We start from the raw sequence: 18,363 nt of genomic DNA, 5'->3' as shown, positions 1-18,363 counted from the left end.
GAACAAGTCATTCGACGTATTCTTTCCAGCCCGAATTCAAAATTGCCGCCGAATACTGATGGCCGGCCGCGCTGGCGCGGGTGAGCCATTCCTTGACGCCCTCGGCATTGTCATCCCGGGCCTCCGCTCGCAAATGAGCCGCATAGCGGAACATGGCCTCAGCGCTGCCGTGTTCCGCGGCCCGGTGCAGCCAATTGATCGCGACCTGCCGCGCGTCAGGGCTGTCCTGGTAGATGAAGTGGAAAAACAGGTCGTACATGGCCCGCGCGCTGCCGTCTTCGCCGGCATCCTCGAGCCATTTCACGCCCAGATTGACGTTCTGGTCGATGCCAAATCCGGCAAGCAGCGAGCGTCCGACTTCCGCCTTGGCTTCAGTGGAATCGGCCTCGGCAGCCCGGTAGAAATAGACAAAGGCCAATTCCGGGTTGATTTCGGTGATGCCCCCGGAGGCGAAGATCCGCCCCAGTTGCAACAGCGCCGTCGTCGAGCCGGCGTCAGCTGCCTGCTGGTACCAGGCGATGGCCTTGGTCGAGTTCCGTTCGGTCCCGATCCCGTCTAGATAGGCCTTTGCGGTTCGAAGCTGGGCGCGCACGCTGCCCTGGGTCGCGGCTTCCTCGAAATATTGCAAGGCAAGGTCGAGATCCCGTTCGACATAAGCGCCCTCCGTATAGGCTTGTCCGAGTCTTACCGCGACATCGAGCGTCTGCGGGGATTTCTGGTAGATCTGCTTGAGGAGCAGGATCGCCTTTTGCGGTGCTGCCTCAATCCCCGGAGCACCTTCCGAAATTGCGAGTGCGACCTGTATCATCGGCGCGGTGTAACCTTGGGCCAGGCCGACCGAAGCGATCGAAAGGGCCTGTTCGACATTCGGCGTGCCGGCTTCAGAGCTGAGATAGATCCTGACGGCGCGCGAGACGGCGGGTCCGTAGCCGCGATCGACCAACACGTTGAGGATGTCCAGGCCGATGCCGATATTTGCCGCTTCACCGGTCGCGATATAGGTCTCGGCAATGCGCAGGTTCGTGCCCGAACTGTCGATGCCCAGCAACTGGGCTCGCTGGAGCAGCAAAAATGCTTCCCGGTCCGTTGGCGAACGCTGAAGAAGAGCGAAAGCGTAGGCCACCATCGCTTCCGGATTTTCCGTGTCGGAACCCGATTTCAGCGCGGCCATCATCTTTTCCGGCTCGCCGGCAAGTTCGTACAGCGAGGCGATGCCGATCCAGGCTTTGCCGTTACCAGCCTTGACCGCCGCTTCAAACGAGTCCCGGGCCTTCACGAATTCTTTTTCGCTGTCGCGATAGTATTCTCCCAGGACGATAAGGGCCTGAGTGGATCCTGCATCGACCGCCCTGCTCAACCAGGTGAGCGCGCGCGGTACATCCGGTGTCAACGTTCGGCGTCCGCGAAGATAGATGGTACCGAGCGTCGTCATGGCCGACGCGCTGTCCTGCGCTGCCGCGCTCTGAAGCAACGAAAGTGCTTCGTCAAGCGACTGTGCATCTTCGCGGGTCGCATTGATGAAGGACGCCAGGCGCTCAAGGGCGCGCGGTGTCGGATCGAGTTCTACGGCCTTCGTGTACCACTCCTCGGCCTTTTCAAGCGAAAGCTCTACGAACTCATTGGTGCGATAGACATCGCCCAGGCGAACCATTGCGAGTTGGTTGTCCCGCTGAGCCGCATATTGGAGCGCGCTCAACGCTTTTTTCTGCAGGTCCGTGTTACCGGTCCTGGCGAAATACTGCGAACTGGAGAGACGGCCGAGCACCAGATCGCCTAATTCGTAAGCGGCAGTGACCGATCCCAGCTCGAGAGCGTATTCAAAGAAATGGAGTGAATAGCCGAAACGCATGTCCTGAGGCAGTGTCGAGCGCAGGATCCGTCCACCGAGTTTTTCCGCATCTTCCACCGAAAGGTTCGTGCCGCTCGCCAGCAGCTTCGCCACAGTCGCGTCCATTTCGCTGGTGGAGAATTTCTGGCCGTCTCTGAGCAACTTCTCGAAGATCCGGATCTGATGGTAGAGCCCTTCGGAATGGCCTGTTTCCGCCAGCAGGCCTGCAAGCTGTTCCGCTTCCGCACGCGTGACGCCAAGCCGATCCTTTTCCGAGTAGTCGTCCAGAAGGCGCAAGGTCGCCTTTGTCGAGCCGAGCGTGACGGAGGCGACCAGTGCGTTCTTTACCTGGCCTGCGATATTCCGGTCATCAAGCTGGTTGCGGAGCGCCGAATAGATCTGGTAGCCCCCGTCTGCAGAACCCGCTGTCAAGGCTTGCGCGTAGTGCTCAATTGCCTTCTGGAGGTTTTCTTCACCGATCGTGCCATCGAGATATGCATTGCCGACCAAGATGGCCGCGCGTGCATCGTTTGACGCTTCGACGGCCAACTGGGTAAGGGCAAGCAGGCGCAGAGAGCGTGCTTCCTCGGGCGAGACAGTCGCGATCAGGTTGGCATAGGCCAGCAGCGTCTCTGGATCGCCGCCGGAGAGGAATGGTTGAAACAGTTCTCGTGCCCTGTCCGGTCCAACGAAGCCCTTGACGTTTTCCGGGTTGGAGACGAATTCCATGGCCAGTCTCAGGCCGGCATCCTTCCGGCCGGCCAGAAGGGCGTTTTCAAGTTGCTCCGTCGCTCTTGGACCCTTGTCCGGTTCCGATGTTGCAAGCAGGGCCTTGCCGTATTGAAATTCGAGCAGCGCCCGTTCCTCACCCGTCGCGGCCGCGATCGCTTCCTCGAACAAGCGTGTCCCGGTCGCGACATCGCTCACGCGCAGCGGGTTGGTCGGTGAATAGGGGAGGCCGCGAAGCAGTCTGTCGGCCAATTCAATCCTGTCTTCCGGCGACAAAGTTGCGATGTAGTCCTCGGTGATCTCAAGTTTGTTCACCTGCATCACCGGCGTGCTGCCGGCGTTCGGCTTTGCCGCAATCGTTGCAGGTGCAGCTTGAGCCAGGGCGGGAGACGCCGACGGCAGCAGGACCAGGACGCTGCAGGCTGCGAGGATTGCACAGGACCCGATCAATGCTCTCTTGCGGGAGCGGGCGTGGTGTTCCGGTTTGACTGAACGAGGTACTGACATGTTTGCGCTCATGAAGGTCTAGTGGGTCACCGGATTGACAGCGCCGGCCTGCACGCTCGTCTTGTCGCCGAGGCAGAAATCGGTAACCGGTGAGCTGTCGAACGCGGAGGCCGTCGCATGGGAGGCCAGCAGGCCCCTGTGCTGCAGTGTGCATCCCTTGTGATGGCTTATCTTCGGAAGGCAGGCCGATGCCATGGTGACCGCCTGGCCTTCGGAGCCGTATTTCAGCAACCAGAGCGACTGTTCCTTCAGATCGCCGCCGTATAGGCCCTCTCGCTGGAAGAGGAACTGGTTGTCGCTCAGTGTGACCGCGCTCAGGCCGTTGGCCTTGATGCCGATATTGTTGTCCCTGAGTTCGTTGCCTGCTGCAAAGAAACTTCCGAAGGGAATGTAGGGATCCATGTCGAAGTCGCGGGTGCGGGCGGCTTCGCCGTCTTCCAGGATCGAGATGTAGCCGTCGATCGCTGCCTCCGCGTTGCCGTTGATCCGGTTGCGGGTGATCGAGAGATCCCAGGAATTGCGTGCCTTGATGCCGGCTCGCTTGTTGTTGAAGAAGTGGTTCGAGTCGATAAGGGCACAGGGGCTCTCGAAATAGGTCAGGCCGTCCTGTTCGTTGCCGAAAGCCGTGTTTGCATAGACTGTCGTCGCCATGGAATCGCGGTCGACCATCAACCCGGAACCGGCATTGTCGAACATGAGGTTTCCGACAAGGAAGCTGTCATCGACCTCACGCGAGATGATGCCGCCGTGCTTTTTCTCGGTATCGTAGCCGGTGTTGTAGGACAGCGTCAGCCGCTGGGACCTGTCGTGAGGATCGAGGCCGTAGGTAATGTTGTTGCGATATTCGTTGCCGACGACGGCGACGTCATCCGCCTCGTAGGAATAGAAGCCGTAGAGCATGTTGTCGAAGCTGTTGTCAGCCACGATACCGAACGGCCTGCGATCCTTTCGCTTCTCGTCGATGGAATCCTTCGGACCGGAGGACAGCGAAAGGCCATAGGACTTGCCCGCGGAGTAGCCCAGCCCGACAACTCTCGAGCCGCCGATATAGGTTTCGCTGTTGCTCCACGAGAGAATGAACGGACGGAAATTCTTGCGGTTATTGTAGTCGGAGAAAGCGAAATCCTGCTTGTCTTCGTCATAAGCGCCAAGCGTTGTGTCGACGACGAACAGTTTGCCGGCATTGACGATGAAGGAGCCGTAGCTCTGGCTGAGGTAAAAGGCTTTTGCCTCCTGACCGGAAAGCACAAGGGTGGCATTCGGGCCAACCACGATCGGTGCCCGGAAGATGAAGCCGTCTTCCACCCGGTCGACCGTGCGGAAACGGCCCGAGACAGACAGATAGAGCAGCTTTTCGGCCGTAAAGACGCCCTCGGTGAGGTACAGGAATATCGGGTTGATCGTCCCCTGACGCTTGTAAAGATAGTCGCGCGCACTCATGCCGACGACTTCTTCAAAGAATTTGGACGAGAAACGGTTCAGGCGTGCAAACCGATTTAGACCAGCCACGGAAAGCCCGCTCGGCCCTGCGCGCGGCAGCAGGGGCACGATGGCTCGCACATCGTCGGCGGTAGTGTCGAGGCCAGCGATGAGGTCCGGGTAGCCGTAGTCCGGAAGCAAGGCATCCTGGTGTACGAGCCTGACCCCGGCTCCGGCGCGCAAGGTGTTTGCGTCATCGATCTGAAAAGATGGCGGTGCGACTTCGGTGCCGGCGATCCGGTCCCCCGGGGCCGAAACGTTTTCGGCCTGAACGAGTGCCATCGCGGGCGGATGGTTTCGCGACAGCAGGCCATCCTTGTCGAGATCGTGCGCCATCCATTCTGCGATTTCGCGGTAAGTGCCGACGCGCAGGCGATAATCGTCGATCTTCTTGAGACGCCGGGCGCTGTCTTCGACGTCGCCGAGGCGGGCCTCGATCCTGATCACACCGGCCAGGGCAGCTTGCGCCAAGTCATGTTGACCAATCCGCGAGGTTTCCGCTCTCGCCTCCTCGTATCTGCCAGCCATGGCAAGCGCAGTGATTTCCTCCTGGAGCACCTGGTCGGGATCAAGCCAGCCATCACTCATGGTGATCAGCTGACCGGTGTTTTCAACGTCGCCCAGCATGGCGAAAGTCTTGGCCATGGTGACCTGTACCCGGGCTGCCAGACTTGTATCCTGCGCTATCCGGGTCAGAAGCGGGCTAACGACCTCCATCTCGGCCAGCGCCTTGGGATCTTTCTCAAATTGGGCCCGGACAAACCCGTGGAGCAGGTCGGCTTGCGAGGCGGGCAAAAGATCGGACACGGTTTCCGTGAGAAGCGCCTGCAGCAGGTCCGGCTTTCGAAGGTACGACCCGAAGGCGGTCATGTTGCCGAAGGTGGTTCTCGCATCGGTACCTTCGCTCGCAAGATACTGCGCCCGTTTCAGGTCGGCAGCAGCGGCAGCCACGTCGCCATGGAGTGCGGCGGCATAAGCCTGAGCCCAGACACGGTCGGCTTCTGCAAACGGTGCCGAAGACGAAAGCAGCGCCTGGAGTGCATCCCCGTCACGACGATCGACCGCCACGCGGAGCAACTGCCTGTTCGCTGCCAGGGCAACGTCACCGTCCTGGGTAAGTGACTTGACCTGCTCCAGCAGATTCACCAGTCCCGACGCTCCGAGAGTTTCGCAAAGGTTTCTCAGCAGAGCCAGATCGCCGGCCTGCAAATCTCCGGATGGAAGGCTGGCGAGTATCTTTCTGGCCGTGGTCTCGACGGCGACATTGTAGCCGGCAACCGCCAATTCATTGGACGCGGCCTGGAGGGCAACGTTTCGCAGTTGCCTGTCCCTAATCCTGCCGGCCGCTTCCAGGGCAGGAAATCCCCGTCCCTGAGAGGACAGGATGATGCTGATCTCGTGAAGCATCGTGTCGCGCGGTGATCCGGATGGCATCTGATCAGCGGACGTCCAGAACGTCGTGAAGAGCGCCATATCCAGCTGGTTCTCACGTGCCAGCGCACGGGTCAGTCCAACGGCCAGATTGCGCGAGAAAACCTCATTGCCGTCGAAGCGCGCGACAAGGTTGATGATGAGCTCGACGCTGTTCAGCGATTTGTTGCGCAGGCCTCGCTCAAGGCTGTCGGCGAGTTCCGCAGGCTCCATTTCAGCATAGCTTGCGAAATAGGCGGGATCATAGAGATCGGAAGAGGCGAAGGAATTGCCGAAAGGTATCAGGAACCGGTGTACGAGCTCCGGCTGCGAATGAATTTCTACCATGCGTTCCGCAAGGATGAGTGCCTTTTCAGGGTGCTCGGACTTGAGAATTTCGATCGATTTTTCAATAATTTCGTCGGCCTGTTTCCGTAAATCGACTTCCCCGAGAAGTTTGGCGGCTTCGACCCGGATCAATTCGTTTGAAATGCGCAGGACGGCTTCGAACAGCCTGATGTCCTTCCCCAGCTTCTTCTCCGTGCGCGCCCGGTTGTAAAGCGCGCTGAGCGTAAATCGGGGATCCTCCAACTTGGCGAAATTTTCGTTGATCTGAACGCTGATATCGAGGATCTGCTTCTCGGTCAGATCGGTCTCGATAATCTTGTTCGACAACAGCTCGATAAGAAAACCGGCAATCATGTCCTGCGAAATACCAGCCGCGCCAAGCCTGTCTTTTGCCAGCTTGGCCTCGCTGATCATGTCGCTGAGCACCGAGCTGATCTGGGCCTGGGATCTGGCGAGGTTGTCGAGCTGTTCGTAGACCTTCAAAGCAATTTGCGCCGACTGCGTAGCCTCGTCGATGAGGTTTGTGTGCTTTGCCAGGGCAATATTCTGCGAAACGATGAGCTCCGCCTTGCGCACATCGATTTTGTCGACGATGTCGAACTCTCCGGCGGTCTCTCCAAGCGTCGAAAAGGCCTGGTCGACGATATCTGTCCGTTTCTGCTGCGCTGCAGCAGAAGTGACGGCGATGCCGGTGGACAACAGCAGGAAGAAGCACGTCGTTCCTGCAATTCTGGACACGATACGCATGGCTATGGACTTTACAAAACTCAAAAATGTTGCCGTGCAGCATATTAGCTCCAATGGAACGAAACGATAAAGTTAATAGGTGTTTAATTTGGAGCAACGTTGCGTCAATTTGTGCGGAAAATAGCAGCATTCGCATAGTCTTTGTGCAGTCGCAGCACACGCGGATCGTCAACCGGAGAGCGTGAGAGCGAATGTGCTGCGATGCAAAATATAAGAAGCCGGATATTCGCTAAAACTTTAGGATTTTCTCCAACGGGTTTGAAAGCTGCCGCTGCGTAGTGTGCGCCAAACGTTTTGGGTGCACGATGTCGCGTTGTCTTGAAAATTTCTCCCGGACCGGTTTGTGTCTCGCCTTCTGCGCGGTGGTTCTCGCAGGTGGCTTGTTGCGTCCCGCTGTTGCGCAAACCGTCCTCTCGAGCCTTGCTGCCGTGCCTCAGGTCACGCTTGCCGGTCTGGGGCAGGCGCCCGCCGCGCCTGAGATCTCCGAGGGCACGACTGGCCAGACCTGCATAACGGTCCCAGAGCCGGTCGTAACGCTCGACACCCGTTCCAAATACATACAATCGGGCGCCAAGGACACGGTCGACGGCTTCGCCAGGCGCGAGCGCGACCTTCAGATGAAACCGGTCAGGCGATTTCTGCAGATTGTTGGCGGACAAGCCTTCAGCGGCAAGCCGGAACTGGAAAATTGCGCCGCTGAAGATCTTACGCGCTGGGCAAGTGCTGGTGCGTTGACCGAGATGAAGAGTGACGACGCTCATCTGTCGCGCAGCCGCTTCATGGCCGAAATCAGCCTTACGATCGATCACCTGGACCGCAACGGCGCTTTCTCCGAAGAGCAGCGCGCGGTTATAGGCAACTGGCTGATTGGCGTGGCGCAGACAACCGTGCATTTTTTCCGGTTTGAGGCCGGCCCGAAGTCACGCCGCAACAATCACCGCTACTGGGCAGCGCTTGCAGTTGGAGCAGCCGGATATTTCGGCCGGGATCGGGGCCTCGTCGAATGGTCGCACGAAAGCGCCAGGATCGGGCTGTGCCAGGTCGATGCGAACGGTCACCTGTCGCTTGAAATCTCACGCGGCAGTCAGGCTCGCAATTACCATGTCTACGCCCTTCGTCCACTTGGTGGCCTTGCCGCCATCAGTGCGGAAAAGGGCGATGACCTGACGTCGATGTGCGATGGCGCTCTGGCGCGTTTGGCGAAAACAACACTTGCGGCTGTCGAGGATCCCGGGTCCATCGCAGCGCTCGCCGGGGCAACGCAGGCAAGACTGGTAAAGGAAAGCGATTTCGTCGCGCCATTGCGCTTGTCGGAAGGATCAACGTTGTCGCGGGCGCTGCAGAGGCTGTTAGATCCAGGTCAGGACACTGCGAAAGCAGAACTCGTTCCGGCGCTTGCGACAACCAAGGGCTAGAGTACGTCGCGAAAAAGTGGGTTCCGGTCCTTCGCAAAAAGACGTGCGTCAAAAAGAGATAAAGCGGGTCACGTGAATTCAATTGAACGCGACACGCTTCACGTCGCCTGGACCTTTTGGGTCAGAAAGTGGAAGAGCCGGGAAATTTCCCGGCTCTTCCACTTTTTCGTTGCTGTAAGCCGTGGTCATTCGGCCGGCAAGGATTGCAGATAGGCTTTTGCGGCGCTGTTGCCGCCATCGGCAGCTGCCGTGAGATAACGTCGAGCCGCGGCGATGTCCTTTGCGGTTCCCGTGCCTTCCGCCAAGGCAACACCGGTATTGAACTGGGCTTCCTGGTTGCCCGCATCTGCGGCCTTCTTGTTCCAGGCGAATGACTTTTGCGGATCCTTCGGGGTTGGGCCGCCCAGCTGATAGAAGCGGGCGAGCGCGATGGCTGCGTCCACATCGCCGCCATTCGCAACGTCGGTGAGCGTCTTCACGATCCGGTCCGTGGCAGGATTGCCGACGCTTCCGAAGGAGGCCTGATCGACAAGCAGTCGAACCGCGCCCTGTTGACCGTTTGCGGCGGCGATCCCGTAATATCGCAGTGCCTCGTCGCCAATGGAATTGCTGTTTCCGCGCAATACACGCGCGACCAGCAGGGCGGCCTTGCCGTTGCCTTCGTCCGCGGCCGAGCGGATCTGCGCGAAAACTTCACGTTTTGTCGTTTCGTTGCTGAGCGTCTCGTAGTCGGCGATGAGATCGTTGATGCGGGCGCTCGGGACGGAGAGCATGAAGGGCAGCACCGCAGCACGCTCGGTTTCGGATTCGGTCTTGCGATAAAAGCTGACGGCGACGCTTGAAGCCCTTTCGGCATTGATCTCGGCTGCGGCATTCAACCAGAAGACGCCCGCGTTGAGGTTTTTCCGGACACCGTCGCGGCCGTCGAGCGTATCCTTGGCAAGCGTCAGATATTTGCCAAGAGCCTTGGTCCGCCCCTGGCTGGCAAGCAGTTGCTTGGCCTCGTTGAGACGTCCACGGGCGGCGTAGAGCCTCGCCAGGCTGTCTTTTGCCTTGACTGAGCCAATGGAGGAGGCCTTTGCATACCAATACGACGGATCGGTATTGAGGCCGCTGCCGCGAAGCTTGCCCTGCTGGGCGAGGTCGGCGAGAAGAAGCGAAGCGCGAATGGACTTGTCTTCTTCTGCGAGCTTCGCATAACCCGGCACGACTGCGGGAATATTCCTGGGAACATAGACGCCGTCGCTATGCAGCTGCGCAAGGCGGGACAGTGACGAGCTGTACCCTGCTGCGGCGGATGCCTCAAGCGCGGCGTAGGCTTCTTTCTTTTCACCCCTGTCTTCGTGGATCTGGGCGAGTTTGCGTCCGGCGATGCCCTTGACTTCAATTGCATCCGCGTCTTCCGGCGTCGTTGCCAGCTTTTTGTCCGCGGCAACAAGCGCCTTGTTGTACTGGACTTCGGCCCATCTGTTGAGATTGTCGCGCTCTGCGCGGCTTCCGCTGTCCAGTATGGTCCGCGGGCTGGCGCAGCTCGCCAGCAGACCGGCCAGAAAGGCTGCCCCTGCAATCTTGCTCAATGGCTTAAAGGACTTACTATTCAAAACGTTATCGCCCCGATTAAAGCGCCTGAAACCCTGTCATTCTTGAGTTTTTTGTACTATCTGCCAGCTCCGGCAGGCAAGAACTGAACCTAAATTAATGAGGCTGAATTAAGTTTTGGTAACTATAGAAACATTTTTGCCGCACTTTCCGACCGCCTTAACGGGTTTTTAATGATGCTGTTTGTGGTGTCGTCCAAATTTTGAGCAAACACCCACAAATTAGGCAGAAGAACAGTGCTGATAGAAAAAATGAGCGGCGGAAGATCCGCCGCTCGAGTTCTTCAGTTTCCGAATATTCAAAGCGTCACCAGCAAAGACCGTGATAGGTCAGGTTTGCCGAAGGCTGCATCGGCACGCGGGCAAGATCGATCACCGTCAGTTCCTTGTTGGTTGCCGAAAGAGACTCTGCCAGACCCGGATACTTGTTGCCGATGACGACGATTTCGGAACGGGCCACAACATCGTCGATCGTGTCGCGCACGAGCGGGGCAATATGTGCCAGATAGTTGCGGCCACCGTTTTCGCTCTTCACGACATTGGGGTCGTAGATGTTGATCTGCTTGCCCTTGCCGAGGAAAGTTTCCACCAGTTCGACCATCGGGCTTTCGCGAAGGTCGTCGGTGTTTTCCTTGAAGGTCACACCCATGAAGCCGACGGTGTTTTTGCCGGCATTGTTGACCAGCTTCTTGGCGCGATCGATCTGCAGCAGGTTGGCGCTGTAGGCTGCATCCAGCATCGGGGTTGGGACATTGTTCAAGCGGCCGAACCCGGTCAGCGCGCGCAGATCCTTCGGCAGGCAGGAGCCGCCGAATGCAAAGCCGGGTTTCATGTAGGCCTTGGAGATATTCAGCCGCGTGTCTGCACAAAGGACTTCGAGAACGTCGTGGCTGTCGATGTCCTTGACCTTGCACAGGTTGCCGATCTCGTTTGCGAAGCTGATCTTTACCGCGTGCCAGCAGTTGTTCGCATATTTCACGATTTCGCCACTGCGCATCGGGATGACGTGCGGCATGACCGGAATATGGGCGACCAGGGATTTTAGGGCCTCGATGGAGCGTGTGTCGTCGCCATATTGACCGAAGACGATCGCACCGGGGCTGTAATAGTCGTCGATAGCGGTGCTTTCCCGCAGGAATTCAGGATAATAGGCAACGCCGAAATCCACGCCCGGCACCTTGCCGGAAGTTTCGATCAGCGCGGGCAGCACGACGTCTTCCATTGTTCCGGGAAGAATGGTGGAGCGCATGACGACGATGTGGAATTCATCCTTGTCGCGCAACACGCGGCCGATGTCTTCCGACACCTGCTTCACGTAGCTGGTATTGAGGGTACCATTCGGCAAGCTGGGTGTACCGACGCAGCAGAAGGTCATGTTCGTGGAACGGACTGCTTCCTCGATGTCGGTGGTTGCCTTCAGCATGCCCTTTTCGTGACCGGCTGCAATCAGTTCATCGAGACCAGGTTCGATGATAGGCGACTTGCCATTCGCCAGATGCGCAATCGTGTTGGCGCTGACGTCCATTGCAACGACATCGTAGCCGTCGTTGCAAAGGCAGGCCGCGGACACGCAGCCGACATACCCGGCACCAACCACGCTGATGCTGAAGGTACCTTCTTTGGACTTTGAGTCGATCATGGCAATCATTCACCTCATTCTTGAAAAGAAAATCGTTCATCTTTGAAACCGGGAAACGTGCGGTCCTGACGGTCCTTCACGCACAGGCCTCGGTTCGGGCGATCACGCGGTTAGCCGTTCCTGCAGGACGTTGGGTCCAGTCCAGGCCGCCAGCAAATTCAGGCCATCCGACAAGAGTGCTTCCGCTTCGGCTTCCGTGGCCGCTTCGACATAGCAGCGCATTTCCGGAGCGTTGCCGGAGGGGCGCAAGTGGATGATCCGCTCCCCGTCGAGCGTCACCCTTAATCCGTCGACGGTGTTGATCGAGACGAGGCTCCCGAGCGGAGCGAGGAAGTCCCGCAAGTTTTCTTTGGTTTGGGTCAGGTAGGAGATAAGGCTGGCGCTGCGTTCGGTGGCATAGTCTTCCAGCCGGTCCGCAAGGGCGGTATTCAGGCCGTAGGAGCCGGCAACTGATTCAAGATCTTCGCCCGAAGTGGCAAGTTTCTTGAGTGTTGCGAGAATCGGCACAAAACAGTCACGCGTCGGCAACGCCTCGAAATGCGCGTTCCCGCAATCGAAGCCGGATTGCAGCAGCACGCCGCCATTTGCCTCGAACCCGACAACGGCGGACTTTCCGTTCGCTGCAATGGCCTCCATTCCGGAAATCACGAAGGGAGATCCGACGCGTGTGCGGAAGGTTTCGAACGGCGTGTATTTCTCGATGCTCGAATTGGATGTGATCGGCGTAACGACTGCGTCTGCACCCAGATGCAACGCGCTGATCAATCCGAGAAGGTCTCCGCGCAAGGGGGTGCCGGTCTGATCCGCCACCAGGGGGCGGTCACCATCGCCGTCAGCCGAAACGATTGCATCGAGTTGATGCTGGGATGCCCATGCTTTCAGGAGGCTCTTGGTCTCTTGCGAGACTGCTTCGGTATCCACGGGAATGAATGTTTCGGAACGGCCGAGAGTGACCGTTTGCGCCCCGTAATGGTCCAGGATGGAGACCAGCAGATCTCTGGCAACGGTGCTGTGCTGGTAAACGCCGACGCGAAGGCCGTTAAGAGCACCGGCTTCCAGGAAAGTTCTCAGCCGTGCCTTGAAGCCGGCCATGGCCGCATCGTCCCTCGGCACGGGGACTGTCGGAGACCGCTTTACCGCAACCAGATCCGTCTTGGTGATCAGGGCGGCAAAGCGCGTGATTTCCACTTCATCGACCTTGGATATTTCACCGTCGGGACGGTAGAATTTGATGCCGTTACGGTCGGCCGGAATATGGGAGCCGGTGATCATGAGGCTGGCGCAACCACGCCTCATTGCGTGAAAGGCGAGAGCTGGTGTCGGCAAGCTGCCGCAATCGATCACACGCAAGTTGAGTTCGCTGAGGGCGCTCGCGCACAGCTGAAGGATTTCGGGACTGGAGTCTCGGAAATCCCGGCCGAGATAGACGGTGTCGAAATCCGATATCTGGTTTGTCTCCAGAAGATACCGGCCGAATGCGAGTGTATAGACCAGGGTCGTATCGCCGACGAGTTCAGTCGACAGGCCCCGCAGCCCGCTTGTTCCGAATTTGGCAACCATCCCAACACATCCCATCAAAAAAAGTAAGACATACCGATCCGCTTTTGACGGTTTAGTACTATTGACTGTGTTTAGATTTCCTGCCCTAAAGTAAGGTTGTATTTTTTTATTGATTGTTTTGCGTAACTAAAACTTAATGAAAATTTAAGTCAAAATATCTATTTTTAAAAGCACAAATTTTGTGAGTTTTGCTTCAAAAGAGAGCTTAGATTTGTCTAAAAATTTAACTGATGCGTCTTTCGTGTGCAATTTTTATCCATATCATGGAGGGCTGTTGATGGCTGCATATTCACGGTGAGCTCGGCTCGGGCGGCTTCCCGGGTTTTCAAGCCATCTTCCTTTCAAGCTTGATCGTGCCGTTCACAGCTGGGTTGGTGTTGGTGTGCCCGAGCTCTTCGAGCCGGTCGCTCAACTCGTAAATGGAGCACAGGATGTGATAGAAGGAGCTGGCAGGTGAGGGTTCATCGACGAAGCTGCCGTCCGGCAGCATTTTGTCGCGCCAGAGACCTGGAACAGACGTGACGAGGAACTGTTGCAACGCCTCGCAGGCAGTGAGCGCGGAAGCGAAGTAGCGGGATTGCTCGGCACCGGCAGACACGCTTGCAAGGGCCATCGATGCCTTGATCCACTCGGTTTGGGGCCAGAGCCTTGCCGTTCCATCCCGTTCGGAAAAATCATCGTTGAGTGCCATGATGGCGACCCTGCGGCGACCGCAGATGCCGTAAGCCTCGGCGATGTCGAACAGCCTTCTGGCCTTCAAGAGCGCGTCCGGTCGGTTGCGCAGAGTTCCCCAGCGCACGAGCAGCCAGGCCCATTCGAACTGGTGGCCCGGTTCTACGGTCCGCCCCTTGTCTTCGCTGAAAGGTTGCCAGTCGCCGTCAAAAAACTCCCGCAAGGCTCCCGTTGCCGGATCGATGAACCGCGTCAGGCATAGCTCCGCAATCTCGTCGGCAAGTTTGCCGAAGGTATAGGCATGAACACCGCCAAACTCGTTCCAAGCCAGGGCTGCCTCGAAAAGGTGCATGTGCGGGTTCGAGCACAAGGGCAGCGCACGCGGGCTGTCTTCCTCAAAGCCGGCGACGGGATGGGCGAAGTGCTGCTTCAATCTGCCAAGCAGAATTGCAGCCCGCATTTCATGAACCTCAGCCTGTTCGGGGAACGACTTGGCTAGCTGTGCCAGGGCGAACAGCGCAAAGGCCTGGTTGTAAAGGTCGAAGCTGTTGTCGATCAGCGTTCCGTCTGCCGATGCGCGCGCACCGTAAAAGCCGTCAGCCAGGAGAAAAGTCTCGTCGAAGAACTTCAGTCCATGACGCACGGCTGCTTTCCACGGCCCGTCCCAGTCGCGCGAGCCTGCTTCCGCATAACAGTAGATCTGCCGGGGTTGGACACGCGCGCGGCGTTCAATGCGGCAGGGCTGTCCGTCGAGACCGATAGCTTCGAAAAAGCCGCCCGCAACCTTGTCGGCACCGACTTCCCACCACATGGGGAGCGCCCGATCGTCCAGCCATTCGGATAGGCTCAAGCTCGCTTTTTGCAGTTCATCCGGGATCATTGACTGAACTCCACTTGCGTAAATCGCGATCCAAACACCGAATTAATAAAATCTTAAACAAACGGTAGCGCGGGTTTTGTTTGCGCTGCAATAGGAAGGCTTGCTGATAATTTGTGCTGCGCTGCAAAATTTTCGGGACTGCAGCATGAGCTGACCGACCAATATTTGTGCGTCGCGGTAAGACGCTGTTGATGCAGACCTATTTGGTTGCATGCGTTCTAGACGACGCAACACCGCGATCTGCCTTGATTTTTGCCGGCGTTTTCAGGTTCCGCTCGGCTTTTCTCGAGATTTACTTTTCGCAGGCGTTGCAGGCAGGTAGTTCTGAATTTTTTGCGCCTATTATTCGTGCATTGGGCAAGCAAATTGATGCCGGACTTGTCTGGGTTGCGATGCAAAATTTAACCTATAATTTTGATTTAAAAAGATAAATTGCCTTTATCGAGTTTTTGATATCGCAGCGCAAAATATATGCTTGTGCCAAAAAAAGTCACTTGTTACGGTCGTAAACGTGAATTTTCCATTAATGCCTAAATTGTCGTCAGTTAAAGAGTATAGTTGTCATGTATAATGTCATTTTATGGCCGCGTGAACAGAGCAGGTATACTTCAGAGAAGTTTATAGAGCTCTGGAAGCGTGGCCAGATAGAAATCGTCAAGGCCTTCGGACCGACAGACATACCTGAAAACCCTGATTGGACGGAGGATCCGTTCGAGTCCCGTATCTGGTCGGCCTATTATCAGTCGATGGGATGGGCCTATGGCGGTGAGGCGGCATTCAAGGCGGGAGAGTTCGATGAATTTCCCGCATTTATCAAGAACCTGATCCTCGATTTTGCAACGGACAACAGCGATCCAGCCAGTCCTACGCACGACCTGACCTATCACGATGGAACGAACGCCTTCCGGCTGGCCAATATTTCCTATTGGTATGAAACCTACCTGAAACCGGGAAATCCGTATGGAATTGAGTTTACGGCGGAAGAGCTCGAGACACTTTCCAACTCCATCGAGATCCAGCGAGATCAGCTGCTATATCAACTGTCCCTGACGGAAAAATGGGAGGCGAACAACCACAGGTTCTTCCATTCGATGGCGATTTCATCCTATGCCACGATTTTCGGGAATGTCGATCCTCAGTCACCGCTCTACGAGCCGGATGCCCAAACGCTTCTCAATGACGGACTCGCAATCGTCCAGGAAGCTCTCGACCAGATAATCTTCACCGAAGACGGCGTAACAGCAGAGCAGTCCTTTACCTATCACCGGCTGGCGATCGGTCTCGTCCTGGAGGCTATCGAGCGTGTTTCTTCGCAAGGGTACGAGCTCGATATCAACGTGGAGACGCTGATCGCCAAGATGCTCGATTTCGACCTGCTGACGCGCAGGCCCGAGGATGACCGCTACGATCTCTACATCAGCGAAGTCGGAGATTCCTATTTCGGCGGCATTTCGGGCTCTTACGTGATCAACCAGATCACCCAGATGGAGGAACTGCACTCCGAAGTTGCGAAATGGATCCTCAGCGATGGTTCCGAAGGTCAGCGTCCCGAAGACCTCAACTATTTCGGCGACGCAGGCTATATCGTCGTAAGGCCCGAATACATCTGGGAGAACGAGCGCGACCTTCGCCTCTTAGTAGACGCAAGTCCCGCGCTCGTGTCGCACGGTCACTACGACAATACCAACGTGCTTTTGAGCATGTTCGGCGAACGGATCCTGGTCGATTCCGGGGGGCCGTACAGTTACGACGGGCTCAATCCCTTCGGGTTCGACTTTTCCGGTGGGGGCAGTCTCAAACAAGTGTATTTCGAGACGTCGGAAGCCCATAACATCGTGTCCGTCGACGGATACAGTTCCGACAGCGACACGCTCGTCAAGACGGTCATCGACGAGGAAGGATATTCTTTCGTGTCGATGGAGCGGGAGTTCGGCTTCGTGCCGGACAGTCCGCCGCCGCCGCTGCCGGGCGGAATTACTCGGCAAGACTACTACCAGCAACTTCGAGACGCTTATGACGACATCATGCTTGAGCGCGATGTCATCCTGCTCAAGAAATCGGGAATTACCTTCGTCTTCGACGAAATGATGAATTTCGGCACCGATGTCCATGACTATACGCTCAACTGGCACTTCGATCCCGCCGCACTCGGACTGAGCCCGGACGCACAGACCGGCTTCAGCCAGAATGGCATCTTTGGCGATGCTGCCTTTGCCGGCAGCGACGGCATGGAGATCAACTATTTTAAGGGCTACGTCGGCGATTACGAGATGCAGGGCTGGGTTTCGCCCGGACTGTATGAGCTTGTCGAAGCACCGGTCATCGAGTTGAAACTAACCGGCATTCAGGAAAGCGCCTGGTTCGCTTCGGCCTTTTCCGCTTCCTTGTCCGAGTTGCCCCAACTGCAGATGGATGTACTTCTGAATGCTGCCGGCGGCTACGCGGCCTACCTGAGTTACGGCGGATACTACAACGTTATCGCCACCAACGGGCTCGGAGAGATCGAAATACGGGAGTACGAAGGGGCTTCGCAACTTGGGCATGATCATGTGCTCTTTTCCTCGCCCGAAACGGATATTGACCGGGGGACAAACCTCAACGACTGGTTCATCGGCAGCGCGCGGGACGACAACATCTACGTCTTCGATGGGGACGATCTGGTCATTGCCGGGGCCGGGAAAGATCGTGTGGTCGGTGGCCAGGGTGACGATACCACCTACGGCGGAGACGGCGATGACCTGATCTACGACCTTTACGGCGACAATTTCGTTGATGACGGAGAGGGCAACGACAGGGTCCAGACAGGCGATGGCGACGACATTGTCAACAATGGCGCCGGCGATGACCTGATCACCACAGGGGGCGGGGACGACCTCGTGAGAGCGGGAGCCGGGAAGGATCGATACCACGCCGGCGCGGGCTACGACACTTTTGTCGTCACCGGCGGCAAGGACGATTTCATTTTCGAAATTCGAGAGGATCATTTTCTCTTGTGGGACCGTAACGCCGCCGACGGAGACCTCGGGCGAAACTATCTCTACGACGTCGAGCACATCGCCTTTGCAGGGTCGGACGACAATATTTTCATCGACGATGAAACGGTAAACGAATACCGCGATAGCCCCGGCAACGACACCTTTGTTCTCGGAGGCGGCAATGACCGCATCTATGCGGGGGACGGATTCGACACCGTGATTATCCGCGGCTCCAGGGACCAGTTTTTTTTCGAGGATCGCGGCACTTATGTAGCTGTGATGGATCGTTTCATCGATGATGGCGATCTGGGACGCAACTACCTCTATGACGTGGAAAGCATCGTCTTTACGGACGACCTGCCTTTTGCATAGAAAAGGTGTGTTTGACAGGGATTTGTTCAGCCGATTAATCCGGCCGTAGATGAAAGTCCATTCCAAGGCGGAATATGAATGACCGAGAGCTTCGCTGTCATTCCGCTCTTGAAATTGCCCGCATCAAACCTGTTCGACACGAAAGTGTAACCCTTGCCTCCGGTAAAAACCGTCACCTGTGTGTGCGGAACGGTAGGTTACCTG

General features: G+C 57.1%; 9 protein-coding genes. 3 read left to right on the top strand and 6 right to left on the bottom strand.

Annotation, left to right across the window (positions count from 1 at the left end; genetic code table 11):
* Positions 1-7: 7 nt before the first annotated feature.
* Both ACX3M4_RS12410 and ACX3M4_RS12405 read right to left on the bottom strand, forming a co-directional pair.
* Entirely contained in the window at positions 8-3,064 is a 3,057-nt protein-coding gene (locus tag ACX3M4_RS12410; RefSeq protein ID WP_459358891.1) for a tetratricopeptide repeat protein, read from the bottom strand.
* An 18-nt stretch (positions 3,065-3,082) separates the two neighbouring features.
* Positions 3,083-7,048, bottom strand: coding sequence for a right-handed parallel beta-helix repeat-containing protein (locus tag ACX3M4_RS12405; RefSeq protein ID WP_459358890.1), 3,966 nt, complete (start codon positions 7,046-7,048; stop codon positions 3,083-3,085).
* Positions 7,049-7,431: 383 nt separating this feature from the next.
* On the opposite strand from ACX3M4_RS12405, the gene ACX3M4_RS12400 reads away from it, so the two are divergent.
* Complete coding sequence (locus ACX3M4_RS12400; protein WP_459358889.1) at positions 7,432-8,463, top strand: alginate lyase family protein; 1,032 nt, start codon at positions 7,432-7,434, stop codon at positions 8,461-8,463.
* Positions 8,464-8,648: 185 nt separating this feature from the next.
* Here ACX3M4_RS12400 and ACX3M4_RS12395 read toward each other — a convergent pair whose 3' ends face one another.
* The 4 genes from ACX3M4_RS12395 to ACX3M4_RS12380 form a co-directional block, all read right to left on the bottom strand.
* Complete coding sequence (locus ACX3M4_RS12395) at positions 8,649-10,040, bottom strand: tetratricopeptide repeat protein (protein ID WP_459358888.1); 1,392 nt, start codon at positions 10,038-10,040, stop codon at positions 8,649-8,651.
* Positions 10,041-10,368: 328 nt separating this feature from the next.
* Positions 10,369-11,700, bottom strand: a complete 1,332-nt coding sequence (locus ACX3M4_RS12390) for a nucleotide sugar dehydrogenase (RefSeq protein WP_459358887.1) — start codon at positions 11,698-11,700, stop codon at positions 10,369-10,371.
* 102 nt (positions 11,701-11,802) lie between these two features.
* The gene (locus ACX3M4_RS12385) at positions 11,803-13,260 is read right to left on the bottom strand and encodes a phosphomannomutase (protein ID WP_459358886.1); all 1,458 of its coding nucleotides are present in this window, start codon (positions 13,258-13,260) and stop codon (positions 11,803-11,805) included.
* Positions 13,261-13,585: 325 nt separating this feature from the next.
* Positions 13,586-14,812, bottom strand: a complete 1,227-nt coding sequence (locus ACX3M4_RS12380; RefSeq protein ID WP_459358885.1) for an AGE family epimerase/isomerase — start codon at positions 14,810-14,812, stop codon at positions 13,586-13,588.
* A gap of 191 nt (positions 14,813-15,003) precedes the next feature.
* Here ACX3M4_RS12380 and ACX3M4_RS12375 point away from each other — a divergent pair, with 191 nt between their 5' ends.
* Together ACX3M4_RS12375 and ACX3M4_RS12370 are read left to right on the top strand one after the other, a co-directional pair.
* A complete protein-coding gene (locus tag ACX3M4_RS12375; RefSeq protein WP_459358884.1) occupies positions 15,004-15,243 on the top strand; it encodes a hypothetical protein in 240 nt (79 codons plus the stop codon).
* Between the two features lie 132 nt (positions 15,244-15,375).
* On the top strand, positions 15,376-18,159 hold the full coding sequence (locus tag ACX3M4_RS12370) for a heparinase II/III domain-containing protein (protein WP_459358883.1): 2,784 nt from the start codon (positions 15,376-15,378) through the stop codon (positions 18,157-18,159).
* Positions 18,160-18,363: the final 204 nt, after the last annotated feature.

The sequence above is a fragment of the Roseibium sp. M-1 genome, from assembly GCF_054515675.1.
The sequence above is the reverse complement of the archived record's forward strand: the minus strand, read 5'-3'. Positions and strand labels throughout refer to the sequence as shown.

Bases quoted from the DNA above. Each gene is read 5' to 3' on its own strand.
- ACX3M4_RS12410 (WP_459358891.1), bottom strand. From the start codon at position 3,064: ATGTCAGTACCTCGTTCAGTCAAACCGGAACACCACGCCCGCTCCCGC.
- ACX3M4_RS12405 (WP_459358890.1), bottom strand. From the start codon at position 7,048: ATGCGTATCGTGTCCAGAATTGCAGGAACGACGTGCTTCTTCCTGCTG.
- ACX3M4_RS12390 (WP_459358887.1), bottom strand. From the start codon at position 11,700: ATGATCGACTCAAAGTCCAAAGAAGGTACCTTCAGCATCAGCGTGGTT.
- ACX3M4_RS12385 (WP_459358886.1), bottom strand. From the start codon at position 13,260: ATGGTTGCCAAATTCGGAACAAGCGGGCTGCGGGGCCTGTCGACTGAA.
- ACX3M4_RS12380 (WP_459358885.1), bottom strand. From the start codon at position 14,812: ATGATCCCGGATGAACTGCAAAAAGCGAGCTTGAGCCTATCCGAATGG.
- ACX3M4_RS12375 (WP_459358884.1), top strand. From the start codon at position 15,004: ATGCAGACCTATTTGGTTGCATGCGTTCTAGACGACGCAACACCGCGA.
- ACX3M4_RS12370 (WP_459358883.1), top strand. From the start codon at position 15,376: ATGTATAATGTCATTTTATGGCCGCGTGAACAGAGCAGGTATACTTCA.